The organism is Micromonospora sp. NPDC048947 (assembly GCF_040649495.1).
Taxonomy (GTDB): domain Bacteria; phylum Actinomycetota; class Actinomycetes; order Mycobacteriales; family Micromonosporaceae; genus Micromonospora; species Micromonospora alfalfae.
The window spans coordinates 56163-82619 of sequence record NZ_JBEZFO010000008.1; the positions used below are offsets into that span (position 1 = coordinate 56163).

18 protein-coding genes and 2 pseudogenes are annotated in these 26457 nt (G+C 72.9%); 6 read left to right on the top strand and 14 right to left on the bottom strand.

The genetic code is table 11. The annotated features are described in order from the left end of the window. Positions 1–66: 66 nt before the first annotated feature. Complete coding sequence (locus AB0B98_RS13790; RefSeq protein ID WP_357362820.1) at positions 67–2763, bottom strand: hypothetical protein; 2697 nt, start codon at positions 2761–2763, stop codon at positions 67–69. Positions 2764–2907: 144 nt separating this feature from the next. On the opposite strand from AB0B98_RS13790, the gene AB0B98_RS13795 reads away from it, so the two are divergent. Next, a complete protein-coding gene (locus tag AB0B98_RS13795; protein ID WP_357362822.1) occupies positions 2908–4440 on the top strand; it encodes a M1 family metallopeptidase in 1533 nt (510 codons plus the stop codon). Between the two features lie 124 nt (positions 4441–4564). Here AB0B98_RS13795 and AB0B98_RS13800 read toward each other — a convergent pair whose 3' ends face one another. The 4 genes from AB0B98_RS13800 to gltB all read right to left on the bottom strand — a co-directional run bounded on the left by AB0B98_RS13800 (position 4565) and on the right by gltB (position 12944). Then, positions 4565–5062 carry a hypothetical protein gene (locus AB0B98_RS13800; RefSeq protein WP_357362824.1) on the bottom strand — a complete coding sequence of 166 codons (498 nt, stop codon included), beginning with the start codon at positions 5060–5062 and terminating at the stop codon, positions 4565–4567. 69 nt (positions 5063–5131) lie between these two features. Then, positions 5132–6529 (bottom strand): MFS transporter, encoded by a 1398-nt coding sequence (locus tag AB0B98_RS13805; RefSeq protein WP_357362826.1) that lies wholly within the window; start codon positions 6527–6529, stop codon positions 5132–5134. Between the two features lie 174 nt (positions 6530–6703). Continuing rightward, complete coding sequence (locus AB0B98_RS13810; protein WP_357362828.1) at positions 6704–8239, bottom strand: glutamate synthase subunit beta; 1536 nt, start codon at positions 8237–8239, stop codon at positions 6704–6706. Continuing rightward, entirely contained in the window at positions 8232–12944 is a 4713-nt protein-coding gene (gltB, locus tag AB0B98_RS13815; RefSeq protein ID WP_357362830.1) for a glutamate synthase large subunit, read from the bottom strand. The genes AB0B98_RS13810 and gltB overlap by 8 nt, the downstream gene beginning before the upstream one ends. Positions 12945–13088: 144 nt before the next feature. On the opposite strand from gltB, the gene AB0B98_RS13820 reads away from it, so the two are divergent. Beyond that, on the top strand, positions 13089–13934 hold the full coding sequence (locus tag AB0B98_RS13820; RefSeq protein ID WP_357362832.1) for a GNAT family N-acetyltransferase: 846 nt from the start codon (positions 13089–13091) through the stop codon (positions 13932–13934). A 36-nt stretch (positions 13935–13970) separates the two neighbouring features. Here the strand turns inward: AB0B98_RS13820 and AB0B98_RS13825 are convergent, their stop codons facing one another. Next, positions 13971–15158, bottom strand: coding sequence for an NAD(P)/FAD-dependent oxidoreductase (locus tag AB0B98_RS13825; protein WP_357362834.1), 1188 nt, complete (start codon positions 15156–15158; stop codon positions 13971–13973). 9 nt (positions 15159–15167) lie between these two features. Then, positions 15168–16367, bottom strand: a complete 1200-nt coding sequence (lgt, locus tag AB0B98_RS13830; protein ID WP_357362836.1) for a prolipoprotein diacylglyceryl transferase — start codon at positions 16365–16367, stop codon at positions 15168–15170. A 102-nt stretch (positions 16368–16469) separates the two neighbouring features. Here lgt and AB0B98_RS13835 point away from each other — a divergent pair, with 102 nt between their 5' ends. Then, positions 16470–17165 (top strand): NUDIX hydrolase, encoded by a 696-nt coding sequence (locus AB0B98_RS13835; RefSeq protein WP_357362838.1) that lies wholly within the window; start codon positions 16470–16472, stop codon positions 17163–17165. A 45-nt stretch (positions 17166–17210) separates the two neighbouring features. On the opposite strand, the gene trpA is transcribed toward AB0B98_RS13835, so the two are convergent. Genes trpA through trpC form a run of 3 tightly spaced genes read right to left on the bottom strand, consistent with a single transcriptional unit; the run spans position 17211 to position 20097 of the window. Next, positions 17211–18014: a tryptophan synthase subunit alpha gene (trpA, locus tag AB0B98_RS13840; RefSeq protein ID WP_357362840.1), complete on the bottom strand. Its 804-nt coding sequence runs from the start codon at positions 18012–18014 to the stop codon at positions 17211–17213. Position 18015: 1 nt separating this feature from the next. Beyond that, positions 18016–19254: a tryptophan synthase subunit beta gene (trpB, locus tag AB0B98_RS13845; RefSeq protein WP_238667348.1), complete on the bottom strand. Its 1239-nt coding sequence runs from the start codon at positions 19252–19254 to the stop codon at positions 18016–18018. Positions 19255–19293: 39 nt separating this feature from the next. Next, positions 19294–20097, bottom strand: coding sequence for an indole-3-glycerol phosphate synthase TrpC (gene trpC, locus AB0B98_RS13850; protein ID WP_030334428.1), 804 nt, complete (start codon positions 20095–20097; stop codon positions 19294–19296). Positions 20098–20584: 487 nt separating this feature from the next. On the opposite strand from trpC, the gene AB0B98_RS13855 reads away from it, so the two are divergent. Next, on the top strand, positions 20585–20854 hold the full coding sequence (locus tag AB0B98_RS13855) for a hypothetical protein (protein WP_238667484.1): 270 nt from the start codon (positions 20585–20587) through the stop codon (positions 20852–20854). A 119-nt stretch (positions 20855–20973) separates the two neighbouring features. On the opposite strand, the gene AB0B98_RS13860 is transcribed toward AB0B98_RS13855, so the two are convergent. From AB0B98_RS13860 to AB0B98_RS13875, 4 genes and pseudogenes are all read right to left on the bottom strand, one after another. Further along, positions 20974–21564, bottom strand: a complete 591-nt coding sequence (locus AB0B98_RS13860) for a Trp biosynthesis-associated membrane protein (RefSeq protein WP_238667349.1) — start codon at positions 21562–21564, stop codon at positions 20974–20976. A gap of 111 nt (positions 21565–21675) precedes the next feature. Continuing rightward, positions 21676–23229: an anthranilate synthase component I gene (locus AB0B98_RS13865; RefSeq protein WP_238667350.1), complete on the bottom strand. Its 1554-nt coding sequence runs from the start codon at positions 23227–23229 to the stop codon at positions 21676–21678. 58 nt (positions 23230–23287) lie between these two features. Next, a pseudogene (hisI, locus tag AB0B98_RS13870) lies at positions 23288–23650 on the bottom strand (phosphoribosyl-AMP cyclohydrolase); the annotation flags it as partial. 324 nt (positions 23651–23974) lie between these two features. Beyond that, positions 23975–24259 (bottom strand): annotated as a pseudogene (locus tag AB0B98_RS13875) (phosphoribosyl-AMP cyclohydrolase); the annotation flags it as partial. A gap of 596 nt (positions 24260–24855) precedes the next feature. Between AB0B98_RS13875 and AB0B98_RS13880 the strand changes: the two are divergent. Both AB0B98_RS13880 and AB0B98_RS13885 read left to right on the top strand, forming a co-directional pair. Then, positions 24856–25611 carry an ABC transporter ATP-binding protein gene (locus tag AB0B98_RS13880; protein ID WP_357362842.1) on the top strand — a complete coding sequence of 252 codons (756 nt, stop codon included), beginning with the start codon at positions 24856–24858 and terminating at the stop codon, positions 25609–25611. Beyond that, positions 25608–26363 carry an ABC transporter permease gene (locus AB0B98_RS13885; protein WP_357362844.1) on the top strand — a complete coding sequence of 252 codons (756 nt, stop codon included), beginning with the start codon at positions 25608–25610 and terminating at the stop codon, positions 26361–26363. The genes AB0B98_RS13880 and AB0B98_RS13885 overlap by 4 nt, the downstream gene beginning before the upstream one ends. Positions 26364–26457 lie beyond the last annotated feature (94 nt).

A 26457-nucleotide genomic window follows, 5' to 3' on the forward strand; every position in this document is an offset into this window, starting at 1 on the left:
CCAGGAACCCTAACGGACACCGGCGGCACGCGGACAGTCCTGCGAGGACGTGTCACGCCGGACCGGTCAGGCCGGGCCGCACGCCGCCGGGCCGGACGCGTCGCCCGCCCCGCAGCGGAACACCTCCACCGGTGCCGTCGCCACGTCGGGCACCTGCTCCACCCGCATCAACGCCAGTCGCTTGTCGACCGGCTCCCCCGAGTCGGGAGTGAACCGGATCAGCCCGGCCACCCCCGGGTAGCCCTGACCGGCGTTCTGCCGGAGCACCTCCGCGTGCACGCCCACCGGGTTCACCGACTCCGGCTCCCAGCGTTGCCGGGGGTCGGCGTGGTGCAGTCGGGCGGCGAGGCTCTCCACCGCCCGGACCAGCATCATCGACGCGTCGTAGGCCAGGCTGACGCGCTCGCCGACCTGTTCCTCGGAGCCCGGCCGGCAGCGCGGCGGGTCGAGCAGGTCGTCGGCCTGGATCCAGGACAGGAAGCTGGCCCGCGCGTCGTCGTCGCGCCGGTCCTGGGCGGCCCGCAGCGCCGCGCAGGTGGCCAGGGCCGCCTTGGAGACGTACGTGACGGGCAGGTTCCCGGGCGCGGCGGCGCGCAGACCCGGGTTGGCCATGTACCTGTTGGCCGAGTCGTCGGCGACGAGGTGTCGGGGCGGGTTGCCGCCGCACTCGCGCAACGCCCGCAGGAAACCGTCGAACTCCGTCCATCGACCCGCGTAGAAGAGCATCCCGGTGTAGCCGCACTCGTCGGTCAGCCGCTGCCCGGTGCGCCACTCGTCCAGGCGGGTGATCCGGGTGCCGAACTGTTGTCGGAGCCCGTCGACGAGGGTGCCCACGTAGAGGTCCTCGGTGAGCGAACTGCCCTCCAGGGTGGTGTAGAAGACGTGCGCGTCGTTGACCTTCAGCACCTGCTTGGCGTACGCGTCGACAAGCTTCACCTGGTCCTTGTTCGGTGCGGAGATCTGGAGGTAGAGGCGGGAGTTGGCGTCCATCCTGTCGGCGGAGAGGGTGGGCGCCAGCACCGGCAGCCCGACCTGGTTCAGCTCGCGCAGCGCGCGGGCGGTGCTGGTGCGGCTCTCCACCAGCCCGACCACCCCGAGCACAGTGGGGTCGTCCCGGGCCAGCTCGGCCAGCATCGCCACGGCGCGATCGGCGTAGATCATCTGGCGGCCACCGTTTGCCACCACGATCCGCAGCAGCGCGGCGCCGTCGGCGCCGGCCGACTCCTTCAGCAACGCGTACTGGGCGGTGGCCATCCCTTCGAGCTCCTCGCGCTCGGAGACGTACGACTCCTCGTCCGCGCGGGTCCGGTTGCCGGTGAGGGTGCCGAGGTAGACCAGGGTGAGGAAGGGCCGTCGTCGGTCGCTGCGCTGCCAGACCTCCTCGGCGGCGCGGTTCTGCGCGAAGATGCGCTCTTGAACTGTGCGCAGCCGGTCCTGGCCGGGGTCGTTGTTGAACACCTGGGCCGCGCTGTCGCTGTAGCCGACACACTCGCCGCTACCGACCACCTCGACCGAGACCTTTCCGGTGAGCGAGGGGTGACAGCCCGGCCCCCACCGGCTGGCCACCCAGAGGCCGAGCACCGCCACCAGCACCAGGCACAGCGCCGTCGGCAGGAAGCGCCGCGACCACCACGGCGGGTCGGGCGCGGAGAAGGGCCGCAGCCCGCCACGTGACGGTGGGCCGGCGTCGGTCTCGTCGGGGCGCAGCGCCACCAGCCAGGTGGCCGGGCGGCGCAGCCGTCGCATCTCCGGCAGCGCCCCGGCCCACTCGTCGTACGCCTCGTCGGCCTCGGTCAACGGGTGCGGTTCCGGCAGGTCCGGTGGGGGTTGCCCACCGGACGCGACGATCAGCAGCGGGTCGTTGCGGCCGGTCTCGGTGCGGACGTCGCCGAGCAGGCGGACCAGCTCCCCGCCGACGTTGCCGGGGGCGACGTGATCGATCAACAGCGCCGGGTACGCGGTGCGCCGCCAGTCCGACGGGCGCCAGGGCCGACGCCGGTACGCCTGCCGCAGGTCCTCCAGAAACGCGTGCAGCAGAAGCTTGTTGACCTGGTCGGGTTGCTCGCCGTCGCGCCAGCCCGCGGTGAGGCGTTCGGCGAAGCCGAGGAAGGTGACCGACTGCCGGGGCGCCAGGTACTGCTGGCGCATGAACCAGTTGTAGTGCCGCCCGAGCACCGGCACCCGACCGGAGACAGCAGCCCGGAAGACCACCCCCGGCACGGCGCGACGGACCAGCCAGAGCAGCACCTGGGAGACGATGCTGACCGCGTCGCCGCCGGACGGCAACGCCTCCGGCGTGCGCGGGCCCCTGCGGTCGCGCAGCCGGCGGACCAGGGCCGCGCGGCTGTCGTCGGCGTCGATGCCCAGGTTGAGGCTCTGCTGCATCAGCCAGTCGGCGAGCGGATAGTGCCGGAAGCGCAGCCGGGCGGCGCCGAAGGCCTCCAGGGAGAGCTGCCGGTGCAGCTCGCGCAGCAGCGCCGGCACGTCCCCCGCGCCGGGCGGCGCGTCGGCGTCCAGCACGGCGTGCGGGACCCGCCGCCGGGGGCCCTGGCCGAGGAACCGGCGCAGCGGCACCATCAGATCCGCGGTGTCGGAGCGGACCAGCCACACCAGCGGGAGCCGGCGGTCGCCGCGACGGGGTCGCCGCAACAGCCGGGCGAGCAGCGCGAACAACTCCAGGCCGCCGGCGGGCAGCCGTTCCCGACCCGCTGTCGCCTGCCGTTGGCCGATCACCTCTCGCCTGGGCAACTCCGAGCGCCGCACGTGTCACCTCCGATCAACACAGTGTGACCTTGCGGTGCAACGCACGCCAGGGGGCGACGACCGACGATGGGTGTGGCGACCGGCGACGTTCACAGTTGTCGATTAAGTTGGCCTGGCGAACACCCGATGGAGGGAGTCCACCCCGTGCGACGAGTCCTCACGGCGGCCACCACCGCCCTGACCCTCACCACCGCCGGCACCATGCTCGCCGGCACCCCCGGCCAGGCCGCCCCGACGGGCTGGGGCCGTCCGGTCGTCTCCGCAGCGCCGCAACCCGGCGCGCCCGGACTGGGCGACAGCTACTTCCCCGACTACGGCAATGGCGGCTACGACGTCGAGCACTACGACGTCCGGCTGCGCTACGAACCGGCCACCGACCTGCTCACCGGCACCACCACCATCCTCGCCACCGCCACTGAGGACCTCTCGACGTTCAATCTGGACTTCCTGCTCGACGTCGAGTCGGTCCGGGTGAACGGTTGGGCGGCGAGCACCAGCACCGCTGGGGCGCACGAGTTGGTGGTCACCCCGGCCCGCACCGTGACCCGGGGCCAGCAGCTCACCATCGTCGTGCGTTACTCCGGTGTCCCGTCGGAGGCCCTGCTCAACGGCTACACCGCCTGGACGCGTACCGACGATGGCGCCCTCGCCGTCGGCGAGTCCGAGTCGGCGTGGTGGTGGTTCCCGAGCAACGACCACCCGCTGGACAAGGCCACCTACGACATCTCGGTGTCGGTGCCCACCGGCGTCGAGGTGATCAGCAACGGCGTGCAGCCGAGGCCGCCGCTGGCCGAGGCCGGCAACCGCACCCGGTGGATCTGGCGGACCACCTCCCCCACCACCACCTACCTGGCCTTCATGGCCATCGGCCAGTACGACATCGTCACCGACACCGCCCCGAGTGGCCAGCCGGTGATCAACGCGTACAGCACCTCACTGGGGGCGCTCGGGCCGGCCGCGCGGGCCAGCATCGAACGGACCGCCGAGATCCTCGACTGGGAGAGCGGGCTCTTCGGCCCGTACCCGTTCGAGGCGCAGGGCGGCGTGGCCGGGCCGGTCGACGGGATCAGCTTCGCGCTGGAGACGCAGACCCGCCCGGTGTACGGGCCGGGCTTCTGGCGACGCGGCGCCAACACCTACGTGGTGACGCACGAGCTGGCCCACCAGTGGTTCGGCGACTCGGTATCGGTGGCCGACTGGCGCAACGTCTGGCTCAACGAGGGCTTCGCCTCGTACGCCGAGTGGCTCTGGTCGGAGGAGCAGGGCGAGGGCACCGCCCAGGAGGTCTTCGACTTCGCCTACGCCAGTTACCCGGCCGACGACGGGTTCTGGCAGGTGCTGCCCGGCGACCCGGGCGCCGCTCGGATCTTCGACAACGCCGTCTACGACCGGGGCGCGATGACCCTGCACCAGCTGCGGCTGGCGGTCGGCGATGACGCGTTCTTCGAGATCCTGCCGACGTGGACGGCCGAGCGCCGGTACGGCAACGGCACCATCGAGCAGTTCCAGGCACTGGCCGAGCGGATCTCCGGACTGGACCTGGACGACCTGTTCACCACCTGGCTGTTCACCGCCGGCCGCCCCGACGTGGCCACCACGGCCCGCAAGGCCGCTCCGCCGACCGAGCCCAGGTCCTGGGACAAGATCCGCGAGTCGCACCACCTGATGTCGCACTAGCCCCACCCGCCCGCGTCGATCATGGAGTTGTGGTGCCTCACCGATGAGGCAAGGGCGTACCTTCTGCCCACCACAACTCCATGATCGACCGGCGGGGTCGGAGCAGCCTGGCCGGCGGCAGGGTCTACGGGGTTGAAGCTCCTGCCTCTTCGACGGCGCGGATGTGCCGGTACGCGAACCAGAGCGGCGGGAACGCCCCGACCGCGAAGGACAGGTCGACGACAGTCCAGAACCAGGGGATGTCCCGGATCGGGCCGCAGATCAACGCCAGCGGAATGATGCCCGCGCAGGCGATCATGCCGACCTGCACCACCCAGACGTTGCGCACCGGGTCTCGCAGCGGCCCCCAGAAGGCCACCGCCAGCACGAGGTGGGCGAAGGCCAACCAGTCGGTGCCGTAGAGCAGGAACGGGTAGTCCTCGCCGGCCGTCACGAGCCCGGTGTGCACCCGCTCGATCCAGGCGACAAGCGCGGGCAGTTGGCCGGCGAGCGGGTCCAGTGCGCGCAGCAGCCAGCGCACCTCGATCTCCAGCGGAAACGCTGTGACACCGCTCAGGAAGAGCCCGATCAGCACGACCCACAGCCATCGGCGAGTCCGCCGTAGCCGCTCCTCAATGTCCATGACCGCAGGGTAACGATGATCTTCGTGTCGCCCTGTCCCGCAAGCGGGCCGCCGAGGGTGACAGCTGTCTCAGCGGTTCGCCACCGGTCCGGCGGTGACCAACTCCCGGAGCCGCACCCCGCCCGACCGCACCGCACCGGCTTCGGCGGGCGCGATGACGCAGACCGCACCGGTGGGCCGGACCATGCGGGCGGCCCGGAACGCCGCTCGTCGTACCGGATGACGAGGTCGCGGAACGACGAGCGCGAGGGTCGCCGCGCGGCCGCGCTGCCCGTCCAGGGCGACGCCCGCCGCCGTCGTGGCGATCGCCGCCGCGGCGCCGGCGAGGACGAGCGTCTGCCGGGGCCCGGCGTGTTCGGCGAGCCAACCGAGCAGCGGGGCGCCAACCGCGGCGGAGACCGAGCCGGTGACAGCCAGGGCGGCGAGCACCCGACCCCGCATCGCGCCGTCGGTGTCGAGCTGGGCGCGGGTGCCAACTGTGGTGTCGATGACCACAGCGGCGGCGGCGATCGGCAGGATCACCGCGGCGAAACTCCAGGTGCCCGGTGCGAGACCGGCGACGATCTGCAACCCGCTGGCGAGCAGGCCCGCGACGACAAGCGTCCGGTAGCCCAGGGAACGCCGCCGGGCCGCGACGAGCGCACCCACCACAGTGCCGACAGCGAACACCGTCGACAGCAGGCCATACCCGGAGGCCCCGGCGTCCAGCGGCCCGTCGCTCATCGCGGCCATGGTCACCTGGTAGTTGCGGCCCAGGCTGCCGAGCACGAACGACAGGGCGAGCGCGAGGAGCAGCACCGGCTGCCCGCGCAGGTAGGCGAACCCGGCGCGGACACCGCCCCGGGTCCGGCCGGCGTCCGGCGCCGGGAGGCCGGGCACCGCTCCCGAACGTACGGCGAACAGCGCCACCACCACGGCGGCGAAGCTGGCCGCGTTGATGCCGAACAGAAGGGCGGGTCCGACGGCGGCCACCACCACGGCGCCGAGGCTCATGCCGAGGATGCGGCCGGCGGAGTTGGTGAGCGAACCGAGCGCCAGCGCGTTGCCCAGCGTCTCCCGGTCGACGAGGCTGGCGGCCCAGCGGCCCATCACCGGGCCTTCGATCGCCGAGACGGCACCGGTGGCCAGCGAGATCGCGAAGATCAGCGGCAGGCCGCCGACCCCGGTCAGGGCGACCGCCGCCAGTCCGGCGGCGAGCGCCGCGTGGGCGCCCTGGGCGGCGATCAGCAATGGGCGGGCGGGCAGCCGGTCGGCCAGCACGCCACCCCAGACGCTGAGCAGCAGCGTGGGCGCAGCCTGGAGCAGCACGGCGAAGCCCATCGACGTCGCCGAGCCGGTTTCCTTCAGGACGTACCAGTTGACCCCGAGGACCTGCATCCACGTGCCGATGACGGAGACGAAGCCGGCGAGCGCCCAGATCCGGTAGTTGCGGTGGCGCAACGCGGCGAAGGTGGCACCTCTGGCCACGACGAACCTCCAGCAATCGGCAGCATGCTCACTCAGACCGATCGCGGCGCGGTTCGGCAGCCGGCAAGTCTTGCCGGCTTAAACCTCTTTGCCCACATTTGTGAGCGGCTTCACCAGCGGGAATGCCCGGCCGGTGCGGCGGCGGACCTGCCGCACCGACCAGACAACCGCACCTCAGCGAGCGGCGAGGGCCTGCGCGGCCGGGCCCACCGGGGCCGGCAACGCACCGACACCGCCCAGATAGCCGTGGATGGCGGCGGCGACCGCCCGCCCCTCGGCGATGGCCCAGACGATCAACGAAGCGCCCCGGTGCATGTCACCAGCCACGAACACCCCGTCGGCGTCGGTCTGCCAGTCGTCGCGAGCGTCGATCGCGCCCCGAGGGTTGCGGGCCACACCGAACTGGGCCAGCAGCGGCTGCTGCTCGGTGCCCTCGAAGCCGATCGCCAACAGCACCAGATCGGCCGGCAACTCCCGCTCGGAGCCCGGCACCACAGTGACAACCCGCCGACCGTCGCGCTTCTCCACCGTCACCTCGGCGATCCGCACCGCCCGCACCTGGCCGGCACCGTCGTCAACGAACTCCTGCACCGCCACGGCGAAGACCCGCTCGCCGCCCTCCTCGTGCGCCGGGTAACTGCGCAGCACCCACGGCCAGGTCGGCCACGGATCCCGTGCCTCGTCGCGCTCCTGCGGCGGCTGCGGGTACAGGTCGAGCTGGTGCACGCCCGCGGCCCCCTGACGGTGCGCCACGCCGAGACAGTCGGCCGCCGTGTCACCTCCGCCGATGATCACCACGTGCTTGCCGGCCGCGTCGATCGGCGTGCCGTCCGGCAACACCGCCGGCGCCAGCCGACGCTCGGCGGTGGCCACCACGCCGGCCTGGTCGGTGGCCGCCGTGGCGACCGCGCGATTCGCCGCGACCAGATGCGCCATCGCCTGGTGTACGCCCCGAAGCGCCCGCCCCGGGGTCTCCGGGGTGTCCCGGCCCTGCAACGCCCCACAGGCCAGCAGCACCGCGTCGTGCTCGGCGCGCAACTGCTCGGCGGTGACGTCCACCCCGACGTTCACGCCGGTACGGAAGCGCACCCCCTCGGCGGTGAGCTGGGCCAGCCGGGCATCGATGTGCCGCTTCTCCAACTTGAAGTCGGGGATGCCGTACCGGAGCAGGCCACCGATCGCGTCGTCGCGTTCGTACACGGTCACCGCGTGACCGGCGCGGGCCAGCTGCTGGGCGGCGGCGAGGCCGGCGGGCCCGGAGCCGACGACGGCGACCGACCGGCCCGACGGCGCCGGCACCGGGTGAGGGGTGAACCCGCGCGCCGCGGCGGCGTCGGCGATCTCCACCTCCACCTGCTTGATGGTCACCGGTTGACCGCCGGAGATGCCGAGCACGCAGGCCGCCTCGCAGGGCGCGGGGCAGAGCCGGCCGGTGAACTCCGGGAAGTTGTTGGTGGCGTGCAGCGACTCCACAGCGGCGTCCCAGTTGCCGGTACGCACCAGGTCGTTCCAGTCCGGGATGCGATTGCCCAGCGGGCAGCCGTCGTGGCAGAACGGGATGCCGCAGTCCATGCATCGGGTGGCCTGCTCACGGACCAACTCCTCGCCGGCCGGCGGGTACACCTCCCGCCAGTCGCTGATCCGCACCGGCACCGGGCGGCGGGCCGGCAGCCGCCGGTCGTAGCGCAGGAAACCGTTCGGGTCAGGCACGTGCCACCTCCTGGGCAGCCACCCGCGGGGCGGGCGGCACCGGCATCGCCGGCACAGCGGGCGCGGTCAGTTCTGTCATGACCGCGTCGTCGACGTCGCGGCCGGCTGCTTCGGCGGCCCGCATGATCTCCAGCACCCGGCGGTAGTCGCGGGGTACCACAGCGGTGAACTCGGCCACCGCCTCCGGCCACCGCTTGAGCAGCTCCTCGGCGACAGCCGACCCGGTCTCGGCGACGTGCCGTTGGACCAGCTCGTGCAGGAGCGACTGCTCCTGCTCGCCCAGCGGCAGCAGGTCGACCAGCTCCGCGTTGACCCGGGCCCGGTCCAGGTGGTGCACGAACGCCGTGCCGCCGGACATGCCCGCGGCGAAGTTCCGGCCGGTCGCGCCCAGCACCACCACAGTGCCGCCGGTCATGTACTCGCAACCATGGTCACCGACGCCCTCGACCACGGCGACCGCGCCGGAGTTGCGCACCCCGAACCGCTCCCCCACCCGGCCGCGCAGGAAGACCTCGCCCGCAGTGGCCCCGTACAGGATGGTGTTGCCGGCGATGATCTGATCCTCGGCCCGCTGCCCCGGCTCGGCGTCCGGGTCGAGGAACGGCGCGGCGGCGTCCGGACGGACGATCAGCCGACCCCCGGAGAGGCCCTTACCCACGTAGTCGTTGGCGTCGCCGTGCAGGCGCAGTGTCACCCCGCGCGGCAGGAACGCGCCGAACGACTGCCCAGCCGTGCCGTGCAGCACGAACTCGATGGTGTCCTCCGGAAGACCGGCGCCACCGAAGCGACGGGTCACCTCACCGCCGAGCATCGCGCCGACGCTGCGGTGCTCGTTGCGCACCGCCACCTCGACCCGCACCGGCGCTCCGTCCGCCAGAGCCGGACCGGCCAACGCGATCAGCTCGTTGTCGAGCGCCTGCTCCAGGCCGTGATCCTGCGCGCGGACCCCGCGTCGGGCCGCGCCGGCGGGCAGCTCCGGCAGGTGCAGGACGGGCGCCAGGTCCAACCCGTGCGCCTTCCAGTGCGTCACCGCGGGGGCCACGTCGAGCAGCTCCGACTGCCCGATCGCCTCCTCGATCGACCGGAAACCCAGCTCGGCCAGGTACCCCCGGACCTCCTCGGCGAGAAAGAGGAAGAAGTTCTCCACGAACTCCGGCTTGCCGGTGAAGCGCTCCCGCAGCACGGGATTCTGGGTGGCGATGCCGACCGGGCACGTGTCCAGATGGCAGACCCGCATCATCACGCAACCCTCGACGATCAGCGGCGCCGTCGCGAAGCCGAACTCCTCCGCGCCGAGCAGCGCCGCGACCAGCACGTCCCGGCCGGTCTTGAGCTGGCCGTCGACCTGCACAGTGACCCGGTCGCGCAGCTTGTTGAGCAACAGCGTCTGCTGCGCCTCGGCCAACCCCAGCTCCCACGGGGTGCCGGCGTGCTTGAGCGAGTTCATCGGGGAGGCGCCCGTGCCGCCGTCGTGGCCGGAGATCAGGATGACGTCCGCCTTGAGCTTGGCCACCCCGGCGGCGACGGTGCCGACGCCGACCTCGCTGACCAGCTTGACGTGCACCCGGGCCGCCGGATTGACGCACTTCAGGTCGTGCACCAACTGGGCGAGGTCCTCGATGGAGTAGATGTCGTGGTGCGGCGGCGGGGAGATCAGACCCACGCCGGGGGTGGCGTGCCGGGTCCGGGCGATCCACGGCCAGACCTTGTTACCGGGCAGCTGACCGCCCTCGCCCGGCTTGGCGCCCTGTGCCATCTTGATCTGAAGGTCGTCGGCGTTGACCAGGTATTCGCTTGTCACACCGAAGCGGCCACTGGCGATCTGCTTGACCGCCGACCGGCGGGCCGGGTCGTGCAGCCGCTCGACGTCCTCGCCGCCCTCACCGGTGTTGGACTTGCCGCCGAGCCGGTTCATGGCGATGGCGAGCGTCTCGTGCGCCTCCGCCGAGATCGACCCGTACGACATGGCGCCGGTGGCGAAGCGCTTGACGATCTCGGTTGCCGGCTCGACCTCCTCGATCGGCACCGCCGGACGGACCCCGGTACGCAGTGTGAACAGCCCGCGCAGCGAGCCGGCCTGCGCGGCGAGCGCGTCGACCTTGGCGGTGTACTGCCGGAAGACGTCGTACTGACGGCTGCGGGTGGCGTGCTGGAGCAGGAAGACCGTCTCCGGGTTGAACAGGTGCAGCTCACCCTCGCGACGCCACTGGTACTCGCCACCGACCTCCAACCGGTCGGAGGTGGCGGTGCCGGCCGGCGGCCAGGCCAGCGCGTGCCGGGCGGCCACCTCGGTGTGCACGCCGGCGAGACCCACCCCGCCGATGCGGCTGGGGGTGCCCCGGAAGTAGCGCTCGACCAGCCGGCTGTCCAGGCCGACCGCCTCGAAGACCTGCGCACCGCAGTACGAGGAGACCGTCGAGATGCCCATCTTGGACATGATCTTCAGGACGCCCTTGCCGAGCGCCTTCGCGTAGTTGCGCACCGCCGCCGCGGGCTCCACCCCGGCCAACGTGCCAGTGGCGATCATGTCCTCGACCGACTCGAACGCCAGGTACGGGTTGACCGCCGCCGCGCCGTAGCCGATCAGCACCGCCGCGTGGTGCACCTCCCGGCAGTCCCCGGACTCGACGATCAACGCCGCCCGCGTACGGGTCTGCTCGCGGACCAGGTGCTGGTGCACGGCCGCGGTGAGCAGCAGCGACGGGATCGGGGCCAGGTCGGCGTTGGAGTCCCGGTCGGAGAGCACCAGGATGCGCACGCCGTCCTCGATCGCCTCGGAGACGTGCCGGCAGATCTCGGTCAGCCGCGCCTTGATCCCGGCGGCGCCCTCCCGGATCCGGTACAGCCCGGAGACCCGGACCGCCTTGAAGCCGGGCAGGTCGCCGTCCTCGTCGATGGAGAGGATCTTCGCCAGCTCGTCGTTGTCGATGATCGGGTGCGGGAGCACGATCTGCCGGCAGCTCGCGGCACCCGGATCGAGCAGGTTGCCCTCCGGCCCGATCGTCGACGCCAGGCTGGTCACCAACTCTTCGCGGATGGCGTCCAGCGGCGGGTTGGTGACCTGGGCGAAGAGCTGGTGGAAGTAGTCGTAGAGCAGCCGCGGCCTTGTGGACAGCGGCGCGATCGGGGTGTCCGTACCCATCGAACCGAGCGGCTCGGCGCCGGTGCGGGCCATCGGCCCGAGCAGGATCTTCAGCTCTTCCACCGTGTAGCCGAAGGTCTGCTGCCGACGGCGCACCGAGTCGTGCGTGTAGACGGTGTGCTCGCGGGCCGGCAGGTCGTTCAGCTCGATCAGCCCGGCGTGCAGCCACTCGCCGTACGGCTGGGCCGCGGCCAACTCGGACTTGATCTCCTCGTCGTGCACGATCCGCCCGGCCACTGTGTCGACCAGGAACATCCGGCCCGGCTGGAGCCGCCCCTTGGCAACCACGTGGGCCGGGTCGAGGTCGAGGACGCCCGCCTCGGAGCCGAGCACCACGAGCCCGTCGTCGGTCTGCCACCAGCGCCCCGGGCGCAGCCCGTTGCGGTCCAGCACCGCCCCGACGATCTCGCCGTCGGTGAAGGCCACCGACGCCGGACCGTCCCACGGCTCCATCAGGCTGGCGTGGAAGCGGTAGAAGGCGCGCTTGGCCGGGTCCATCCCCGGGTCGTTCTCCCAGGCCTCGGGGATCATCATCAGCACCGCGTGCGGCAGGCTCCGCCCGGCCAGGTGCAGCAGCTCCAGCACCTCGTCGAAGTTCGCCGAGTCGGAGGCTGCGGGGGTGCAGACCGGGAAGACCCGCCGGATGTTCCCCGGCACGTTCGGCGAGCGCAGAAGCGCCTCGCGGGCCTGCATCCAGTTGCGGTTGCCCCGGATCGTGTTGATCTCGCCGTTGTGGGCGATGAACCGGTACGGGTGCGCCAACGGCCAGGACGGGAAGGTGTTCGTGGAGAAGCGGGAGTGCACCAGCGCGATCGCGCTGTCCACCCGCTCGTCGCGCAGGTCCGGGTAGAACGCCGGCAACTGGTCGGGCGTAAGCATGCCCTTGTAGACCATGGTGCGGCTGGACAGCGACGGAAAGTACGCCGGAACACCACGCTCGGCGGTCTCCCGTTCGGCCTGCTTGCGCAGGCAGAACGCCACCCGGTCCAGGTCGAGGCCGCGCAGCGGGGAGCCGGCCGGCCCGTCGGGCGCGTCGGTGAGGCGGTGCGCGGCCAGGAAGAGCTGCCGGACCCGGGGCATCGCCGCCAGGGCGGTCTCGCCCAGGTCACTCGGGTCGGTCGGCACGTCCCGCCAGCCGAGCACGTCGGCACCCTCGACCAGTGCGTACTTCTCGACCACCCGGCGGGCACGCGCCTCGGCGGCATCGTCGTCGGGAAGGAAGACCAGCCCCGTGGCGTACTCACCGGCCGGAGGAAGCGCGACGTCGGCCACCGCGCGCAGGAACGCGTCGGGCACCTGGATCATGATGCCGGCGCCGTCGCCGGTGTTCGGCTCCGCGCCACGGGCGCCCCGGTGGTCCAGCCGACAGAGCGCGCCGAGCCCATTGGCGACGACCGAGTGTGAACGCCGGCCGTGCAGGTCCGCCACGAAGGCCACGCCGCAGGCATCGTGCTCCTGCGCTGGGTCGTAGAGGCCCTGGGCGGACGGATGCGGGTGGGGCGTCGGGGACGCCTGTGGGCTGTGCGGGTGCGGCTGTTCTGTGTCCGCGTACGGCTGAGCCACCGGGCCTCCTGTCGTCACTCAGGTTGGATCATGGTGGGGACGACGTCGGCCCGTGGGTCTATTGAGTCTACGTTAGGGCCGGGGTCGCACGGCCACCCGAGATTGATCACACCGTCCACTGGCTGGGACGTGTAGTCTCGCGCGGTGGATCCGCTACACAAGCACGTCTTCGACCGGTTGGAACGCTTCTACGACGCGGTGCCCCGCGACGTCGCCGGTGCGGAGGAGCATGGCGCGCTGGTGTTGTTCGTCCGCGAAGGCGCCGGTTGGCCGTTCTACGCCCGTCCCCGGATCGACGCCACTGAGCCGCCGTCGCTGGCCGACGTGGTCTCGGTCCGCGAACGCCAGCGGAAGCTGGGCCTGCCAGAAGCGTTCGAGTGGGTGCACGAGACGACCCCGGAGCTGCTGGCGGTGGCCCGCTCGGCGGGGCTCAGCGTGCTGGAGGCGCCGCTGATGGTGCTCGACCCGAGCGCGCTGCCCGACCCGGCGACGCTCACCGACGCGGCGGTGCGGGTGCTGGCAGCTGACTCCCCCGGCTTCGCCGCCGATGTCGCCGCACGACGTGCGGTGGCAGCGGTGGCATTCGCCGCGGCCGGCACCGCGCCCGGCGAGGCGGGCCCGGCCGAACGCGACGCCGCCGTCACCGAACTCGAACTGGCCGCGCTCGACGAGGAGCGTGCCCGGATCGCCGACGGGCGACGGATCTCCGCGCTGGCCGGCACGCCGACCGAGGGCGCGCTGGCCAGCGGCATGGCGATGCGGGTGGACGACGTCGCGGAGATCGCCGGTGTGGCCACCCTGCCGTCCGCCCGGCGACGCGGGCTGGGCGCCGCGCTCACCGCCACCCTGGCCCGGGAACTACTGGCCGCCGGCACCGAGCTGGTCTTCCTCTCCGCGGGCAGCGAGGAGATCGCGCGGGTCTACCTGCGGGTCGGCTTCCGCCGAATCGGCACCGCCTGCATCGCCGAACCCGCCGCCCTCATCCCCTGACCTGCCCCACTGCGCTGACCTGCCTCGCGGCCGAGGTCAGGTCGGTGGGCGCCACTGGGCGGCGGAGGCGGCGGCGCTGGAGAGCAGCCGGGAGTTGATCGTGCCCAGCGCGGCGTCCCGGGCGCGCAGCGCCAACCGGCCCCGGGTCTGGAGCACCGCCGACATCCGCCGGGTCTGGCGGACCACCGTCGCGGCCCGGGGGCGGCGCACCCGGTCGTACGTCTGCACGGCGTCGGGCAGCCGGGCCTCCCGCAGCAGCGACGCGAGCGTCGCGGCGTCCTCGAACGCGAGGCAGGCGCCCTGCCCGAGGTGCGGCGGCATGGCGTGCGCCGCGTCGCCGAGCAGCACCACCCCACCGGGCCCGACCGGAAAGCCGTACGCCCGGGGCAGCGGGCGCAGCTCACGAACCTCCTGTTGGACCAGGTCGGCCGGGTCGGTGGCGTCGAGCAGCGCGCCGACCGGCGCGGGCCAGCCCGCGTACCAGCGGCGCAGCAGGGCGAGCTGGGTCTCCGGTGGTTCCGGGCGGGGCGCGCCGGCGGCGGTGGCCACCCAGTAGATGCCGCCCCTGGTGGACCCGCCCGAGGAGCCGCGCTCACCCAGCGACGCGGCCACGAACCGGTAACCCGCGCCGAGAATCTCACCGGCCAGCGGCTGATCGTCGGGGAGCCGAGGTGCCTGGTACCACGGGATGACAGCCCGCCAGGCGGCGCATCCGGAGCTGACCACCCGGGACTCGGGCGCGAGTTGGCGGCGGATGCCGCTGTCAGTGCCGTCGGCGGCCACCACCAGATCGGCCTCGATGGTGTGCCGCCCGTCGCTGACTCCCGGCCGCTCGCCCGGCTCGACGCGGACGTGGCGCACTGTCACCCCGGTCCGCAACTCGACCCGTTCGCCGAGGCCGGCGATCAGCGCGTCGTGCAGATCCTCCCGGTGCACCACCACCGGCATCCGGTCGTCCGGGATGGGTCGGGGCTGCACGAGCCAGTGCCCGTCCGGGCGACGGACCCCGCCGTCGGGCAACGGGGTGGCGATGGCGGCCAGGCCGGCGCCGAGGCCGAGGGCCTGGAGCGCGCGGACGCCGTTGGGCCAGAGCACCACCGCGGTCGGCTCGGGGCGGATCCGTTCGGCGCGTTCCAACACTGTGACCTGCCAGCCGGAACGGGCCAGCGCGCCGGCCACCGCGAGGCCACCCACCCCTGCGCCGACCACCACCGCGCTTCGCATCGGTGCCGCTCAGCTGTCCCGGTCGGCGGGACGCGCGCCGGTAGCGTCAGCCCGGTCGGTGCGGGCGGCGGACGGATCCTCCACCGGCTCGTCATCGCTCGACGTGAGGTCGGCGGATGCCGTGTCGTCGGCGGATGCCGTGTCGTCGGACGGCTGGTCATCATCGGGCCGGGAGTCGTCGTCGGTCGCCGGCGGTACGACACCGGTGTCCTGCCAGACCGCGTACTGCTCCTCGCTCACCACCCGGTAGCCCTCCGGCGCGGCGGCCCGCGTGGGGGTCTCCCGCTCGGACAGGTCGACCTGGGACAGGTCGGACGTGGGGGGCGGGGTCGTCGTCGCTGCCGGGCCGAGCGGGATCAGGTAGTCCCGAGGGCCACGCACCCGTACGAAGTAGATCAGGGCGCCGAGGAAGACCACTGCGGCCGTCCAGACGTTGAGCCGGACGCCGAGGATCTGGTTGGCCTCGTCGGTGCGCATCAGCTCGATCCAGAACCGGCCGACCGTGTAACCCATCACGTAGAGCGCGAACGCCCGGCCCCGGCCAAGCTTCAGCCGGCGGTCGAGGATCAGGACCAGGGCTACGACGCCGAGGTTCCACAGCGCCTCGTAGAGGAAGGTCGGCTGGTAGAGACCCGGTTCGAGGATCGGCTGCCCGGCGTCGTCGCGGAGGGCGTGCCCGGGGTTGTCCGGGTCCATCCGGTGGATCTCCAGACCCCACGGCACTGTCGTCCGGCCACCGAAGAGCTCGTTGTTGAACCAGTTGCCGATCCGGCCGACGGCCTGGGCCAGCGGCAGCCCGGGGGCCAGCGCGTCGGCCAGCACACCGAACGGAATGCCGAGCTGTCGGGCCGCGATCCAGGCACCGACCGCGCCACCGGCGACCGCGCCCCAGATGCCGAGACCGCCCTCCCAGATGGCGAACGCCTTCATCGGGTCCCCACCGGCGCCGAAGTACTTCTCCGGTGAGGTGATCACGTGGTAGATCCGGGCGCCGATGATGCCTGCGGGAACCGCCCAGACGGCGATGTCGAGCACCGCGCCGGGCGCGACGCCGCGCTGCCGCAGCCGGCGCTCCGTCACCCAGCAGGCCAGCACGATGCCGGCGATGATGCAGAGCGCGTAGGCCCGGATCGGCACCGGCCCGAGCTGCCAGACCGCGGTGCTGGGGCTGGGCAGGGCCGCCTGGGGAGAGAGCGAGGCGAGGGTCACGGGTGCACACGCTACCGCTGCACACCCCCACAGCGGCACCCCGGGCCGCTGGAGGGCGCATCCCGGTGACTTCTGGTTTGCACCGCCGTAGGCTCTTTGTCCATGAGCGCGCTCACCTGGGCGGTCGCCGCGGTCGTCACCGACGACACCGGTCGGGTGCTGCTCTGCCAGCAGGGTCGGGGTGCCCGCCGCTACGCGTTGCCCGGCGGACGACTGCGCCCGGCCGAGGGCCCGGTGCGGGCGGCGTTACGGGACATTCGCGCGGAGACCGGCTGGGAGATCGAACTGACCGACCTCGTCGGCATCTACCAGGTGAGCGGCCCTCCAGGAGAGGCCGCCGCCGGACGCGCCGGCCCGCTGCCGGACGTTCTCGTGCACGTGTTCCGGGCTCGCGCTGCCGGTGTCCGACCCGCCACCGACCCACCTCCGGGCTGCCGATTGTCCTGGCACTCCCCCGACGCGCTGCCCGAGGTGGTCACACCGCTCACCCGGGCCGCCGTCACCGACGCGACAGCCGGCCGCTCCGGCGTGCTCCGCGACGTCGCCTGCGCGCCCGACACCAGCGCCTCCGCGCCGCTGCCGGCGGCTCGCCCAGCCGAGCACGGCCGGCCGACAACCGACAAGGACACGCAGCGCCCGGGAACCGGCCAGGACACACAGCGGCCCACGACCAGCCACGAGCAGCAGCCCGCCGGGCACAACGGGCGGCAGCCCGGGACCGGCCAGGACTGCCAACCGGGAGCGGGGCAGCCACCGGAGCAACGCGGTGAGGCCGTGGACCCGTCGCTGCACCCCTGACGAACGCCGAGGGCTCGGCGCGGCCGGGCCCAGCAAGCGCCGGGCTCAGCGGGTGGGGTTACGGACGCCCTCGGCGAGTTCGGCGCTGAGCGTGCGCAGGGCGGCCAGCCCGTCGGCCTCGCTGGGCGCGTCGAGCACACACCGGACCAGCGCGCTGCCGACGATCACCCCATCGGCGTAACCGGCGACGGTGCCGGCCTGCGCGCCGGTACCCACACCCAGGCCGACGCCGATCGGCAGATCGGTGACCGCGCGGGCCCGGGAGACCAGCGTCGGGGCGGCGTCGGAGGTACGCGCCCGGGCGCCGGTCACCCCCATCACCGCTGTCGCGTAGACGAAGCCGCGGCAGTGCTGGACCGTCATCGCCAGCCGGGCGTCGGTGGACGACGGCGAGACCAGGAACGTGCGGTCCAGCCCGTGCGCCTCCGAGGCGGCCAGCCACTCGTCGGCCTCGTCAGGGATCAGGTCCGGGGTGATCAGACCGGTGCCGCCGGCGGAGGCCAGGTCACGGGCGAAGACGTCCACGCCGTACCGCTCGACCGGGTTCCAGTAGGTCATGGTGACCACCGGAGCGCCGGTGGCCGCCACCGCCTCGATGATGCGCATCGTGTCCGCAGTGCGTACGCCCCCGGCCAGCGCGATGTCGCTGGCCCGCTGGATCACCGGCCCGTCCATCACCGGGTCGGAGTAGGGGATCTCCACCTCGATCACGTCGACGCCGGCCTCGACCATGGCGGTCATCGCGGCGATGCTGCCCTCGACGGTGGGGAAACCGGCCGGCATGCAGCCGACCAGCAGTGCCCGTCCGTCGGCGCGGGCCTTGTCGAAGGCCACCCCGATCCGGCTCATCTCACCGCTCCTTGTCGAGGATGCCGAAGTAGTCACCGGCGGTGTGCACGTCCTTGTCGCCCCGCCCGGAGAGGTTGACCACGATCGTGGGCTCCCGGCCCAGTTCCGCGGCGAGCTTGGGAGCCAGCGCGACGGTGCCGGCGAGCGCGTGTGCGCTCTCGATCGCCGGGATGATGCCCTCGGTACGGCAGAGCAGCTCGAACGCGGCCATCGCCTCGTCGTCCGTGACCGGCAGGTAGTTCGCCCGGCCGGTGTCGTGCAGCCACGCGTGCTCGGGCCCGACGCCCGGGTAGTCCAGGCCGGCGGAGATCGAGTGCGACTCCAGGGTCTGCCCGTCAGCGTCCTGGAGCACGAAGGTGCGGGTGCCGTGCAGCACCCCGGCCGACCCGCCGGTGATGCTCGCCGCATGCCGGCCGGTGGCCACCCCGTCGCCACCGGCTTCGAAGCCGTACAGCCGCACGGCCTCGTCGCCCACGAACGCGTGGAAGATGCCCAGCGCGTTGGAGCCGCCGCCGACGCACGCGGTGACGGCGTCCGGCAACCCACCGGTGAGGTCCAGGCACTGCTGACGGGCCTCGTCACCGATGCCCCGGACGAAGTCGCGCACCATCGCCGGGAACGGGTGCGGGCCCGCGGCGGTCCCGATCAGGTAGTGCGTCTCGTCGACGTTCGCCACCCAGTCGCGCATCGCCTCGTTCATCGCGTCCTTCAGTGTGCGCGAGCCGTTGGTGACGGGGACGACGGTAGCGCCGAGCATCCGCATCCGGGCCACGTTGAGCGCCTGCCGCTCGGTGTCGACCTGGCCCATGTAGACCACACACTCCAGGTCGAACAGGGCGGCGGCGGTCGCGGTGGCGACACCGTGCTGGCCAGCGCCGGTCTCCGCGATCACGCGGGTCTTGCCCATCCGCTTGGTGAGCAGCGCCTGGCCGAGCACGTTGCGCACCTTGTGCGCACCCGTGTGGTTGAGGTCCTCGCGCTTGAGCAGCACCCGCGCGCCGACCTTCGCGGAGAACCGCCGGGCCTCGTAGAGCAGCGACGGCGTGCCGGCGTAGTCGCGCAACAGCGCGCCGAACTCCGCCCGGAAGGACTCGTCCGCCATCGCCGTACGCCACGCCCCGTCGAGCTCGTCCAGCGCGGCCACCAGGGCCTCGGGAACGAACCGACCGCCGAAGCGGCCGAAGTGGCCGGCGGAGTCGGGCTGCGGGCCGGCCACCGGGGCCAGCGCGTCGGCGCTCATCGGGAATCCTCTCGGTGGGACGTCAGACCGGGGGCGGGGTCAGCGCACCGGCCGGGGCGTTGCCGGGTGGTTGCCGGCGTTGACCAACTCGGCTACCGCCTCGCGGGGGCTCTTCTGGGTGACCAGGCCCTCACCCACGAGGACCGCGTCGGCGCCCGCGGAGGCGTACCGGATCAGGTCGTGCGGGCCACGAACGCCGGATTCGGCGATCTTGACGACGCTGCTGGGCAGGCCGGGCGCGATCCGCTCGAACACCGACCGGTCGACCTCCAGGGTACGCAGGTCACGGGCGTTGACCCCGATCACCTGCGCGCCGGCCTCCAACGCGCGGTCGGCCTCTTCCTCGTCGTGCACCTCGACCAGGGCTGTCATGCCCAGTGACTCGATCCGCTCCAGCAGGCCCATCAGGACGTTCTGCTCAAGTGCGGCGACGATCAGCAGCACCAGGTCGGCGCCGTGCGCGCGGGCCTCGTGGATCTGATAGCTGGAGACCACGAAGTCCTTGCGCAGCACCGGCACGGTGACCGCCGCACGGACGGCCGCCAGGTCGTCCAGCGAACCGCCGAACCAGCGCCCCTCGGTCAGCACGCTGATCGCCCGCGCCCCACCGGCCGCGTAGTCGACAGCGAGGTCAGCCGGATCGGCGATCTCGGCCAGCCGGCCCTTGGACGGCGACGAACGCTTCACCTCGGCGATCACGGCCACGCCGGGCTTGCGCAGCGCGGCGTACGCGTCCATGGGTGGCGGCGCCGCCGCTGCCAGTTCACGGATCCGCTCCAGCGGAACCTGCTCCTGGCGTCGGGCGACGTCTTCACGCACGCCGGCCAGAATCTCGTCGAGCACGCTTACGGACGCTGCCTGGCCGGCCTCGTCCCCCTCCGCGTGCGCATGCTCAGCAGTCACGAACGGACTCCCCTCTCCGGGCGTCATGGGCCGATGCTAGGGGCAGCCGACCGACGCCGAATGCCGGGGGTATGGCGCTGCTCACGAAAAGGGCTGCGGCATAATGGCCGACTTGCCGTGAAGGGGTTGTCACGCAGCGCCACCTCCGGTATCGACCACCGTCACGCGGTATGGAGCCTGGCGGCCACAGTCAGACCGGGCCGATCCATCGATCATGCCACCAGTTTCCGCTCGCCGCCCGGCGGCAGCGATGCCAGTCGATGCTGTGAGCAAGCTCAAGGCCGAACGGACGGTGCCTGGTCACGGCCGAGGCGAGACAGTTGACCGGGCGGTCACCGCGGCGAAACGTCGACGGGCGAGCATCGTCCTCGGGCAGACTCGATGGCGCGCCTGCCCCGACCGCAGCAACTCCTCGTGCGAGGTGACCATGAGCATTTCCGAGCCGAACCCGACCATCGGACTGACCACCATCTCGCGGACCGTGGCATCGCTCGCCGTCGGAGTGGTGCACACAGTGGAACGGGCAGTGGTGGGCGAGGGACGGATGCGGACGGCACGGGGCAACGCCTGGGAGGCGGTCTGCGCCGACCGGGCCCGCGCCGACCAACGGGCCGAGCTGAACCGCCTGGTCGCCGAGCTGACCGCCGCCCGCGCCGCCAGTAGCCGCGCCCAGTGGGAGCGCCAGCCGGTCGGCTGACCGCCCGCCACGGCCACCGCGTCAGCCAGCCGTCGCGGCCACCGCGTTCGCCGGACACCGCGTCAGCCGGCAGTCGCGGCCGTCGCATTGGCCGGCCACCGCGGCAGTCGGCCACCGCGTCAGTCGTCCGTCGGGTCCTCACCCCGGTCCAGCGCGTCCCACGCCTCGGTGGTCCGCCGCCCCGCCAACGGCGTCGGCGGCACAACCGGGTCGCCCTGCGCCGGCGCGGCCTGCGGCGCGGTCCGCGCCGGACGTTCGTACCGGGCGCCCATCGCCGGCCAGTCACCGCCGCGCACCGCCGTCCACCAGCCACCGCCGGCGGCCAGCAGGCCACCCAGCAGGCAGAGCGCCGGCCACTGCCGGCTCGCGACGCCGCCCACATCGGCTACCAGCCCGTACCCACCACCGGCCGCCACGGCCAGGCCGAGCACGCCGAGCAGCGCCCCGAGCACCCGACGCAGGCGACCCCGGGTGGCAAGCACCGCGCCACCCCCGGCCAGTGTCACAAGGGCCAACGCCGGCAGCCACGGCAGCAGGCTCGCACCGCTGCGGGTGTCCCGCACCGGCGGCAGCGGCGCCGGACGTACGGTCAGCTCGACCGACCAGCTGCGCGTCGCGGCCCAGAGAGCCAGGCCCGCGCCGGCCAGGCAGAGCAGCACGGCGTACGTCAACGCGCGCCGGCCCACGACGGACCGGTCCCCGCCGCTCACGACCTCATCCCATCGTTCACCGCGGGGCTCCGCTTCGCCGCACTCCTCGCGCTCACCGCGCCAGCCCTCCGTTCGCGACTGCGGGGCTCCGCTTCGCTGCACTCCTCGCGCTCACCGCGCCGGCCGGAGGGTTTCGGCGGCCGCGATCGCGGCCAGCACTGCCGCTGCCTTGTTCCGCGTCTCCTGGTCCTCGGCGGCCGGGTCCGAGTCGGCGACCACCCCCGCCCCGGCCTGGACGTAGGCGCGGCCGTCCCGCATGAGCGCGGTCCGGATGGCGATCGCCATGTCCAGGTCGCCGCCGAAGCCGAAGTAGCCGACGGTGCCGCCGTAGAGGCCACGACGGACCGGCTCCAACTCCTCGATGATCTCCATGGCGCGCACCTTGGGCGCCCCGGAGAGCGTGCCGGCCGGGAAGGTCGCGGCCAGGGCGTCGAAGGCGCTCTGGTCGTCACGCAGCGTGCCGGTGACAGTGGAGACGATGTGCATGACGTGGCTGTACCGCTCGATGGTGGCGAACTCGGGCACCTCCACGGTGCCGGGCTGACAGACCCGACCCAGGTCGTTGCGGCCGAGGTCGACCAGCATCACGTGCTCCGCGCGTTCCTTCGGGTCGGCGAGCAGCTCGGCGGCGAGCGCGGCGTCGGCGGCGGGGGTGCCACCCCGCGGCCTGGTGCCGGCGATCGGGTGCAACAACGCCCGCCGCCGCCCGTCGGCGGCCCCGGTGACCTTCAGGTGCGCCTCGGGGGACGAGCCGACGATGTCGAACCCGTCGAAACGCAGCAGGTACATGTACGGGCTGGGGTTGCTGGTACGCAGCACCCGGTAGACGTCCAGCGGGTCGGCGTGGGTCGTCCGCTCGAAGCGCTGGGAGAGCACGATCTGGAAGCACTCACCGGCCCTGATCGCCTCCTTGGCCGCCTCCACCGCCTTCGGGTAGCCGCCGTCGGGCGTACGGCAGAGCACCTCGCCGGCCGGCGGACGCTCGACCGTGGAGATCATCGGCGGGATGGGCCGGGACAGGGCCGTGGTCATCGCGTCCAACCGGCCCACCGCGTGGTGGTAGGCGGCGGCGACCTGCGGGGCGCGGTCCGGGGCGTCCAACGGCGGTAGCACCGCGTTGGCGACCAGGATCGCGGAGCCGTCGTAGTGGTCGAGGACCACCAGGTCGGTGGCGAGCATCATGCCCAGCTCCGGGACGCCCAGGTCGTCCTCGGTCAGCTCGGGCAACCGCTCGAAACGCCGGATCAGGTCGTAGCCGAGGTAGCCGACCATGCCCCCGGTCAGCGGCGGCAGACCGTCGGACGGGTCCCCGACCGGGCCGGCCAGCGCCGCCACCGTTTCCCGCAGCATCCGCACCGGGTCACCCTCGGTGCTCAGCCCTGCCGGCGGCTGGCCGAGCCAGGTCGCCACGCCGTCGCGCTCGATCAGGGTCGCGCTGCTGCGGACGCCGATGAACGAGTACCGCGACCAGGCCATGCCGGCCGAGCCGACGCCCTGCTCGGCCGATTCCAACAGGAACGTGCCCGGCCCACCGGCCAGCTTCCGGTAGACCCCGACCGGGGTCTCCGCGTCGGCCAGCAGCCGCCGGGTGACCGGCACCACCCGCCAGTCGGCGGCCAGCGCGGTGAAGGTGTCCAGGTCGGGGCTGAGGGTGCCGTCGGTCATCGGCCGACCCGCCTTTCGGTAGCGACTGCCGTGTGTCGCCGCGCCGCGCTCCGCGTGCTCACGGTGCCTCCGTCCCGGTGACGGGCAGCTCGGTGAAGAAGCAGGTCCGGTGCCCGGTGTGGCAGGCCGCGCCGACCTGGTCCACGCTCACCAGCAGCGCGTCCCCGTCGCAGTCCAGGGCGACCGACCGCACGTACTGGTGGTGCCCGGAGGTGGCGCCCTTGACCCAGTATTCGCGGCGGCTGCGCGACCAGTAGGTGGCCCGGCCGGTGGTGAGGGTGCGGTGCAACGCCTCGTCGTCCATCCAGGCCACCATCAGCACCTCACCGGAGTCGTGCGCGCGCACCACGGCGGCGACCAGACCGTCGGCGGTGCGGCGCAACTGGGCCGCGATGGCCGGGTCGAGCCGGGACTGGCGCGCCGACGCGGCCAACTCGTTCGGATCGCTGGGGACGCCGGTCACCGGCGGGTCAGGTACGGGCACAGTCACCAATTCTCCCGCACGCGGTGCGGGCGCCGCCGACCGCTCCCGCCAGGGCTGCGGCGGAGGCCCCGAGAGCCAGCGCTGGGACGAGAGCAAGGGCTGTGACGAGGACCTGGACTGCGACGAGGGCCGGGGCTGCGACGAGGGCCGGGCCGGTCGGGCCAGCTGGGCGACGTAGCGGTCCAGCCGGCCGTCGACCAGGGCGGCGGCCAGGTCCGCGCCGGCCGTGTCGGCGATCTCCTCGGCGTACGGCCGGATCAACGGCAGCGTGCCGGCGACCAGCCGAACGGCGGCGGCCCAGAGCTGCCCGGTGGCCCCCGGGCGCAGTCCGAGGCAGAGCAGCATGTCCGTCCGGTAGCCGGGTGGCGCCACCGGCAGTTCCAGGGCCGCCGCGAAGGCCGCCCGGCGGGAGTGGACCCGCACGGACGGGTTGGCCGGTCGCAGCACCGAGGGGCAGAGCCGCGCCAGGTCGGCGACGGCGAGCCGGACCCCGAGACGATCGCTGGCCGCGCGGGCGGCGGCGGCCTTACCCAGAGTGGCGATCATCTCTTCCAGTCGGGGTGGCTCGGCGGGCTGGCAGAGCACCGGCAGGTCGATCCGGGGCCGCCAGTGCGGGTCGGCCCAGAGCAGCCGCGCCGGCGCGGTGACAGGCAGCCCGAACGCCCAGTCGGCCGGTTCGCCCAGCCGGTGCACCCAGGACCGGATGTCCCGGGCGGCCACCGAAACGTGAGTGACCTGGCCTGCGGACTCGTCCAGGTAGGCCCGGCGGGCCGCGTACGGGGCGCCGCCGACCAACACGTCGAGGTCGACGTCGCTGTGCGCGGTGGCGGCGCGGCGGGCGTGGCTGCCGCGCAACACGATGCCGACCACCGGCCGCTCGGCGGCCTGCCGCAACCGCGCGGCCCAATCCTCAAGAAAACCGCTATCCGGTAACGGAGCGTGACCCACCGCGCCATCGTGCCGTACGTCCGATCAGCGCGCAATGCCCGTTGGCGGACTTCGTGTCCGGTCCGGAGCCTACTGCCCGTTCTCGCGCTCCGCGCGACGGTTGGCCAGCCGGACACCGGCGCGGCGTTGCGCCCGGCGCGGTATTTCATCTAGCGTTGAGTTCAACAGGTGATGAGTTTCTGTGGAGGTGCGTGATGGACGATGCGATAGCCGTCCGAGACCTGGTCGTGGACCGGGGTGGGCGGCGGGTGCTGGACGGCATCAGCTGCCGGGTCCCGCGCGGCGCGGTCACCGGGCTGCTCGGCCCCAGCGGCAGTGGCAAGACCACGTTCATGCGCGCGGTGGTCGGGGTGCAGCTGGTCAGCGGCGGGACGGTCACCGTGCTCGGTCAACCGGCGGGCACCCCCGCGCTGCGGCACCGGGTGGGCTACCTGACCCAGGCCCCGAGCGTCTACGCCGACCTCACCGTCCGGGAGAACGCCCGCTACTTCGCGGCCCTGTACGGACGTGGGCGCGCCGAGGCCGACCGGGCGATCAGCGACGTCGGGCTGGCCGAGGCCGCCGGTCAACTGGTCAGCACCCTCTCCGGCGGTCAACGCAGCCGGGCCTCGCTGGCGTGTGCCCTGGTCGGGGAGCCGGAGCTGGTCATCCTCGACGAGCCGACGGTCGGCCAGGACCCGGTGCTGCGCGCCGACCTGTGGGCCCGGTTCCACGCGATGGCCGCCGCCGGCACCACCCTGCTGGTGTCCAGCCACGTGATGGACGAGGCAGCACGCTGCGACCAACTGCTGCTGATCCGGCAGGGTCGGTTGATCGCCGACGACAGCCCCGCCGCGGTCCGCGCCGCCGCCGGTGTGGACGACCTCGACGAGGCGTTCTTGCGGCTCATCCGGGCCGGCGAGGCCGCCTCCACCAGCACCGACGCGACAGCCGCCCGGGAGACAGCATGAACGCGCGAATTCTCGCCGCCACCACCGGGCGCATCCTGCGTCAGCTCCGGCACGACCGGCGGACCATCGCGCTGCTCGTGGTGGTGCCGGCCGTCCTGCTCACCCTTGTCTACTTCATGTACGCCGACCAACCGACCCCGCCCGGCCAGCCGACGACCTTCGACCGGATCGCGCTGGTGATGCTCGGCATCTTCCCCTTCGTGATCATGTTTCTGGTGACCAGCATCGCCATGCTGCGGGAACGCACCTCGGGCACGCTGGAGCGGCTGCTCACCACGCCGCTGGGCAAGCTCGATCTGCTCTTCGGGTACGGCATCGCGTTCGGGCTGGCCGCCGCCGTGCAGGCAGCCGTCGCCGCCGCGGTGGCGTACTGGATCTTCGATCTGGACACCGCCGGCAGCATCGGGCTGGTGCTCGGGATCGCCGTGCTCGACGCCGTGCTCGGCGTCGCCCTCGGGCTGCTGTGCAGTGCCTTCGCGCGCACCGAGTTCCAGGCAGTACAGTTCCTGCCAGTCGTGGTGATCCCCCAACTGCTGCTCTGCGGGCTGTTCGTGGCTCGCGACCAGATGGCCGGCTGGCTCCAGGCGCTCAGTGACGCCTTCCCCCTGTCGTACGCCATCGAGGCGTTGCAGGAGGTCGGTGCCCACGCCGACCCGACCGGCCGGATGTGGCGCGATGTCGGTGTGGTGTTCGGCGCGGTGGTGCTGGCGCTGGTGCTCGCGGCGGCCACCCTGCGCCGACGCAGCGGCTGACCGCCAGCGCCGGGGGCGGCGGCCAGCGCGGCAGCCGACCCCGGCGCGGGCCGGGCCGGCCCACGACGGGCCGAGGCGAACGAACGAAGGGCGG

Excerpts from the sequence above, each read along its gene's own strand:
- AB0B98_RS13855 (WP_238667484.1), top strand. The coding sequence starts at position 20,585 with ATGAGCATTTCCGAGCCGAACCCGACCATCGGACTGACCACCATCTCG.
- AB0B98_RS13885 (WP_357362844.1), top strand. The coding sequence starts at position 25,608 with ATGAACGCGCGAATTCTCGCCGCCACCACCGGGCGCATCCTGCGTCAG.
- AB0B98_RS13835 (WP_357362838.1), top strand. The coding sequence starts at position 16,470 with ATGAGCGCGCTCACCTGGGCGGTCGCCGCGGTCGTCACCGACGACACC.
- trpB (WP_238667348.1), bottom strand. The coding sequence starts at position 19,254 with ATGAGCGCCGACGCGCTGGCCCCGGTGGCCGGCCCGCAGCCCGACTCC.
- AB0B98_RS13865 (WP_238667350.1), bottom strand. The coding sequence starts at position 23,229 with ATGACCGACGGCACCCTCAGCCCCGACCTGGACACCTTCACCGCGCTG.
- AB0B98_RS13825 (WP_357362834.1), bottom strand. The coding sequence starts at position 15,158 with ATGCGAAGCGCGGTGGTGGTCGGCGCAGGGGTGGGTGGCCTCGCGGTG.
- trpA (WP_357362840.1), bottom strand. The coding sequence starts at position 18,014 with ATGAGCCGGATCGGGGTGGCCTTCGACAAGGCCCGCGCCGACGGACGG.
- AB0B98_RS13880 (WP_357362842.1), top strand. The coding sequence starts at position 24,856 with ATGGACGATGCGATAGCCGTCCGAGACCTGGTCGTGGACCGGGGTGGG.
- AB0B98_RS13800 (WP_357362824.1), bottom strand. The coding sequence starts at position 5,062 with ATGGACATTGAGGAGCGGCTACGGCGGACTCGCCGATGGCTGTGGGTC.